The organism is Mycobacterium sp. TH-M15, from assembly GCF_057473705.1.
In genome coordinates, this window is sequence record NZ_JBYCLB010000263.1 from 1 (window position 1) to 5,812 (window position 5,812).

Below are 5,812 nucleotides of genomic sequence, written 5' to 3' on the forward strand. Positions count from 1 at the left end.
CAGATCGGGATGCCGGTTCGGGCAACCTATCTAGACTTCCCGGCTAACGACGTCGGGCCCGCCTGGACGCTGTACGCCTGGGAGCCGGACGCATGAGCGCGCCGACCATCGAGGTGGGCACGAAGCGTCCCGAGCTGAAGCTGTACGGCGACCCGACGTTCATCGTCTCCACGGCGATCGCCACCCGCGACTACCAAGACGTGCACCATGACCGGGACAAGGCGCAGGCCAAGGGTTCCAAGGACATCTTCGTCAACATCCTCACCGACACCGGCCTGGTGCAGCGCTACCTCACCGACTGGGCCGGCCCGAAAGCGGTTATCCGCTCGATCGGGCTGCGGTTGGGGGTGCCCTGGTACGCCTACGACACCGTGACGTTCGCCGGAGAGGTGACCGCCGTCGACGGGCCGCTGGTCACGGTGAAGATCGTCGGCAGCAACAGCCTGGGCGATCACGTGATCGCCACCGCCACCTTCACCGACGGCGATGCCGGATGACCGGCACGCTCTCCGGGAAGGCGGCGATCGCCGGGATCGGCGCCACCGACTTCTCCAAGGAATCCGGCCGCAGCGAGCTGCGGCTGGCCGCCGAGGCGGTGCTGGACGCCCTCGACGACGCCGGCCTGGCGCCGTCGGACGTGGACGGCCTGGTCACCTTCACCATGGACTCCAACCTGGAGACCGCCGTGGCCCGCTCCACCGGGATCGGCGAGCTGAGCTTCTTCAGCCAGATCGGCTACGGCGGTGGGGCGGCCGCGGCGACCGTGCAGCAGGCGGCGCTGGCGGTGGCGGCCGGCGTGGCCGACGTGGTGGTGGCCTACCGGGCCTTCAATGAGCGCTCGGAGTTCCGGTTCGGCCAGGTGATGACCGGTCTGACGGTAAACGCCGATTCCCGCGGGGTGGAGTACAGCTGGTCCTATCCGCACGGCCTGTCCACGCCGGCGGCGTCGGTGGCGATGGTCGCGAAACGGTACATGCACGAATACGGAGCCACCAGCGCCGATTTCGGCACGGTGGCGGTGGCCGACCGCAAGCATGCGGCGGTCAACCCCAAGGCGCACTTCTACGGCAAGCCGATCACCATCGAGGATCACCAGAGTTCGCGGTGGATCGCCGAGCCGCTGCGGCTGCTGGACTGCTGCCAGGAGACCGACGGCGGGGTGGCGATCGTGGTCACCACCCCGGAACGGGCCCGCGACCTCAAGCACCGGCCGGCGATCATCGAGGCGGCGGCCCAGGGCTCCGGCGTCGACCAGTTCACCATGTACTCCTACTACCGCGACGCGCTGGGCCTGCCGGAGATGGGCCTGGTCGGCCGGCAGCTGTGGGCGCAGTCCGGGCTGAAGCCGGCTGACATCCAGACCGCGGTGCTCTACGACCACTTCACCCCGTACACGCTGATCCAGTTGGAGGAGCTGGGATTCTGCGGCAGGGGCGAGGCGAAGGACTTCATCGCCGACGGCGCCATCGAGTTGGGTGGCCGGCTGCCGATCAACACCCACGGCGGCCAACTCGGCGAGGCCTACATCCACGGGATGAACGGCATCGCCGAGGGGGTGCGCCAGCTGCGCGGCACCTCGGTCAACCAGGTGAACGGCGTCGAGCACGTGCTGGTCACCGCCGGTACCGGGGTGCCCACGTCGGGGTTGATCCTGGGCTGACTGTCCTGCCGAACGTGCGCCTACGCGCACGCTCGGGGAGGGGTCAGGCCGAGGCCAGTTCGACGTCGCCGAGCACCGCAGCGTCGTCGCGCGACGGTGCGGTCACCACGCCCACCACCCGGGCACCGTCGCGCCAGATGCTGGCCTGCAACGTCTCGCCGGGGAAGACCACCCCGGCGAACCGGGCGCCGAACGAACGCACCGCCCCGGCGTCGCCGTCCAGTGCGGTGTCGACGATCGCCTTGCAGGTCATCCCGTAGGTGCACAGCCCGTGCAGGATCGGCCGGTCGAAGCCGGCGGCGGCGGCGAACGCCGGGTCGGAGTGCAGCGGGTTGCGGTCGCCGCAGAGCCGGTACAGCAGCGCCTGCTGCGGGGACACCGGGATGTCCACGGTGAAATCCGGCGCCCGGTCCGGCATCTCGGACGAGCTGGACGGCCCACGCTCGCCGCCGAAGCCGCCCTCGCCGCGGGCGAAGATGGACCGGCGCTGCGTCCACAGCGGGATCCCGTCCAACCCGGTCACGCTGGTCTCCAGCACCACCACGGCGGCCTTGCCCTTGTCCCAGACCTCGACGATCCTGCTCACCGCGCGCGCGGAACCGGACGCCGGCAGCGGCGCCGGCACGCTGACCTGCTCGGAGGCGTGCAGGATCTTGGCTAGGTCGATCTCGATTCCCGGCCAGCTCACCTTGGGCGGCTCGACGTCGTTGAACGAGGCGGCCACGCAGCCGAACGTCGGCAGCACCTGCGGGGTGCCGTCGACGACGTAGGACAGCTCGCGCGGGTCCATCGGGTCCGACCCGGCGCCCAGCGCCAGGTTATAGAGCTGCACATTGGTTGCAGACCAGGAGAATTCGACCGCGCCGAACTCCGCACCCAGGGCGGCGTCGAGGTTGATCGGCATGTGTCAGGCCTTTCCTGCGATGTCGAGCGCGGCCAGGTAGCCGAACGTCATCGCCGGCCCGATGGTGCCGCCCGGGCCCGGGTAGGTGTGTCCCATCACCGGCGCGCTGACGTTGCCGGCGGCGTACAGGCCGTCGATCACGCTGCCGTCGTCGCGCAGCGCCCGGCCGTGCACGTCGGTGCGGATGCCGCCCTTGGTGCCCAGGTCGCCGGGGACCATCTTCGCGGCGTAGAACGGCGCCCGGCCTATCGCGCCGAGGTTCGGGTTCGGCTTGTTGGTCGGGTCGCCGTAGTAGCGGTCGTAGGCGCTCTCCCCGCGGTGGAAGTCCTCGTCGACGCCGGTGCGGGCGAACTCGTTGAACCGCTGCACGGTCGCGGTGAACACCTCGGCGGGCAGCCCGGTCTTCTCGGCCAGCTCGGTCAGGGTGTCGGCGGTGACGATCACCCCGGACTCCAGCCACTTGCGCGGCAACCGCTGACCGGGGTTCAGCCCGGCGAAGATGTAGTTGTCCCGGTAGCGCTGGTCGAACACCAGCCAGGCCGGGATGTTCTCGCCCGGTCCGGGCCCCTGACCGTGCTGGCCGCCGTACATGTGATGCACGGCCTCGACGTAGGGCATCGACTCGTTCATGAAGCGCTGGCCGGCCATGTTGACGATGATCGACCCCGGCGAGTTGCGCTCCGAGAGCGCGAACCACGGCGCACCCAGCAGCGGCACCGTCGGGCCCCACCAGGCGTCCTCCATGATGTCCAGCGTGGCGCCGAGCTTCTCGGCGGCCAGGATGCCGTCGCCGGTGTTGGCGGCGGCGCCGACGGTCCACTCCGCGGTGATCGGCGCGCGTTGGTACTTCACCCGCATCTGCTCGTTCTTCTCGAATCCGCCGCAGGCCAGGATCACCCCGCGTCGGGCCCAGATCAGCTGCGGCTCAGCGGTCTCCGCGCCGTCGGCCGGCCGCACGTATACACCGCGCACCGCCTCGCCCTCGGTGTAGAGATCGGTCAGCGCGGTGTTCAACCGCACCGTAACGCCGGCGTTGCGCAGTGCGATCCGCAACGGTGCGATCAGCGCTCGGCCCATGCCGACCAGGTTCTTGCCGGTCGCCTTGGCCCACATGGTCCGGGCGCCGATCCGCAGGCTGCGCAGCACCCCGCGCGGATGCCGCTTGAGCTGATTGAGCCGGACGTAGTCCTGCTGCATCACCACGACGTTCAACGGGATCTTGCCGTAGGCCGGCTCCAGACCGGCCATGTCCGCGCCGAGTTTCTTGGCGTTGAACGGCTTCGGCTCGATCGACCGCCCGGAGGCTTTGCCGCCCGGCTGCTCCGGGTAGTAGTCGGAGTAGCCCGGTACCCAGCACATCTTCAGCGGCGAGTTCTTCAGCACGAACGACAGCATCTCCGGGCCGCGCCGTAGGTAGGTGTCGATCTTCTCGGCCGGCACCACGTCGCCGACGATCGTGTGCAGATAGGTGCGGGCGGCATCCAGGGTGTCGGTCACCCCGGCCCGGGCCAGTACCTCGTTGTTCGGGATCCACACCCCGCCGCCGGAACGGGCGGTCGATCCGCCGTAGTGGGCGGCCTTCTCGACGACGATGGTTGACAGCCCCTGGCGGGCGGCGGTGAGGGCGGCAACCATGCCCGCGCCACCGCTGCCGACCACGACGACGTCGTACTCCTGTCCGGTCATGTAGAACACGTTATAAAATTGCTCGGCCCCGGCGCTACCTGGCCGGTCCGGCCGGCCCGCCGCACCGACCGGTGCGATACCCGGTAGCCGGTGCTCCCGCGGCTGCTGCGGCGGTGCTGCGCCGGTTGTGCCGAACCCCTGTCCGGCGATGTAGAACACGTTATAGAATTTCCCGGTACGGTCGACGTTGACGCCCCGGCGCAATTCATCCGACTCTAGGAGTTTTCCGACATGCTCTCGGCCCCGATACGCGACAAGCTCGCCGGCGACCTCGCGCAGGCCGAACGGAGTCAGGTGCCGATCTCGCCGCTGACCGATGCCCACCAGGACATCGACGTGGTGGACGCCTACGAGATCCAGCTGATCAACATTCGCCAGCGGGTCGCCGAGGGCGGCCGGGTGGTGGGCCACAAGGTCGGGCTGTCGTCGGCGGCGATGCAGCAGATGATGGGCGTCGACGAGCCGGATTACGGGCATCTGCTCGACGAGATGCAGGTCTTCGAGGACGTCCCGGTCCCCACCGGCAACTACCTGTATCCGCGGGTCGAGGTGGAGGTCGGTTTCATCCTGGCCCGCGACCTGCCCGGCGCCGGGTGCACCGAAGCCGACGTGCTGGCCGCCACCGAGGCGGTGGTGCCGGCGATCGAGCTGATCGACACCCGGATCGTCGACTGGCAGATCAAGCTCTGCGACACCATCGCCGACAACGCCTCGTCGGCCGGGTTCGTGCTCGGCAAGGCCCGGGTCGCGCCGGCCGACATCGACCCGAAGCGGATCAACGCCACCCTGACCCGCAACGGCGAGGTGATCGCCGAGGGCTGCAGCGACGCCGTGTTGGGCAACCCGGTGACCGGGGTGGCCTGGCTGGCCCGCAAGGTGGAGAGCTTCGGGGTGCGGCTCAAGGCCGGGGATATCGTGCTGCCCGGATCCTGCACCCGCGCCATCGACGCACGGCCGGGGGACGAATTCGTCGCCGAGTTCGACGGCCTCGGCTCCGTGCGGTTGTCGTTCGAGTAAAGGAGTTCGCGGATGCCGAACAAGGCGAGTGTCGCCATCGTCGGGTCGGGCAACATCAGCACCGACCTGCTGTACAAGCTGCTGCGCTCGGAGTGGCTGGAGCCGCGCTGGATGATCGGCATCGATCCGGACAGCGAGGGCCTGGCCCGGGCCCGCAAGCTCGGGCTGGAGACCAGCCACCAGGGAGCGGACTGGCTGCTGGCCCAGGACGAGAAGCCGGACCTGCTCTTCGAGGCCACCAGCGCCTACGTGCACAAGGCCTACGCGCCGAAGTACCAGGCGGCCGGCATCCGGGCCATCGACCTGACCCCGGCCGCCGTCGGCCCCGCGGTGATCCCGCCGGCCAACCTGCACGACCACCTGGATGCGCCCAACGTCAACATGATCACCTGCGGCGGCCAGGCCACCATCCCGATCGTCTACGCGGTGACCCGCGCGGTCGAAGAGGCGGCCGGCGAGGTGCCCTACGCCGAGATCGTCGCGTCGGTGGCATCGACGTCGGCCGGCCCGGGCACCCGGGCCAACATCGACGAGTTCACCAAGAC

General features: G+C 69.6%; 6 protein-coding genes and 1 pseudogene. 5 read left to right on the plus strand and 2 right to left on the minus strand.

Translation table 11 applies throughout. The annotated features are described in order from the left end of the window. The 3 genes from AC2VNT_RS06215 to AC2VNT_RS06225 form a co-directional block, all read left to right on the plus strand. The coding region (locus AC2VNT_RS06215; RefSeq protein ID WP_486946026.1) for a hypothetical protein at positions 1 to 96 on the plus strand (96 nt) is incomplete at its 5' end. Continuing rightward, positions 93 to 497: a MaoC family dehydratase gene (locus AC2VNT_RS06220; protein ID WP_486946021.1), complete on the plus strand. Its 405-nt coding sequence runs from the start codon at positions 93 to 95 to the stop codon at positions 495 to 497. The genes AC2VNT_RS06215 and AC2VNT_RS06220, both read left to right, overlap by 4 nt. After that, on the plus strand, positions 494 to 1,660 hold the full coding sequence (locus tag AC2VNT_RS06225) for a lipid-transfer protein (protein ID WP_486946022.1): 1,167 nt from the start codon (positions 494 to 496) through the stop codon (positions 1,658 to 1,660). Before AC2VNT_RS06220 ends, AC2VNT_RS06225 begins: the two co-directional genes overlap by 4 nt. Positions 1,661 to 1,703: 43 nt before the next feature. Here AC2VNT_RS06225 and AC2VNT_RS06230 read toward each other — a convergent pair whose 3' ends face one another. Together AC2VNT_RS06230 and kstD are read right to left on the minus strand one after the other, a co-directional pair. Beyond that, entirely contained in the window at positions 1,704 to 2,564 is an 861-nt protein-coding gene (locus tag AC2VNT_RS06230; protein WP_486946023.1) for a MaoC/PaaZ C-terminal domain-containing protein, read from the minus strand. Positions 2,565 to 2,567: 3 nt separating this feature from the next. Beyond that, complete coding sequence (gene kstD / locus AC2VNT_RS06235; protein WP_486946024.1) at positions 2,568 to 4,250, minus strand: 3-oxosteroid 1-dehydrogenase; 1,683 nt, start codon at positions 4,248 to 4,250, stop codon at positions 2,568 to 2,570. Positions 4,251 to 4,481: 231 nt separating this feature from the next. On the opposite strand from kstD, the gene AC2VNT_RS06240 reads away from it, so the two are divergent. Next, entirely contained in the window at positions 4,482 to 5,267 is a 786-nt protein-coding gene (locus AC2VNT_RS06240; RefSeq protein ID WP_486946025.1) for a 2-keto-4-pentenoate hydratase, read from the plus strand. 12 nt (positions 5,268 to 5,279) lie between these two features. Next, a pseudogene (locus AC2VNT_RS06245) lies at positions 5,280 to 5,812 on the plus strand (acetaldehyde dehydrogenase (acetylating)); the annotation flags it as partial.

Coding starts and splice junctions, on each gene's coding strand:
- AC2VNT_RS06220 (WP_486946021.1), top strand. CDS start 93: ATGAGCGCGCCGACCATCGAGGTGGGCACGAAGCGTCCCGAGCTGAAG.
- AC2VNT_RS06230 (WP_486946023.1), bottom strand. CDS start 2,564: ATGCCGATCAACCTCGACGCCGCCCTGGGTGCGGAGTTCGGCGCGGTC.
- AC2VNT_RS06225 (WP_486946022.1), top strand. CDS start 494: ATGACCGGCACGCTCTCCGGGAAGGCGGCGATCGCCGGGATCGGCGCC.
- AC2VNT_RS06240 (WP_486946025.1), top strand. CDS start 4,482: ATGCTCTCGGCCCCGATACGCGACAAGCTCGCCGGCGACCTCGCGCAG.
- kstD (WP_486946024.1), bottom strand. CDS start 4,250: ATGACCGGACAGGAGTACGACGTCGTCGTGGTCGGCAGCGGTGGCGCG.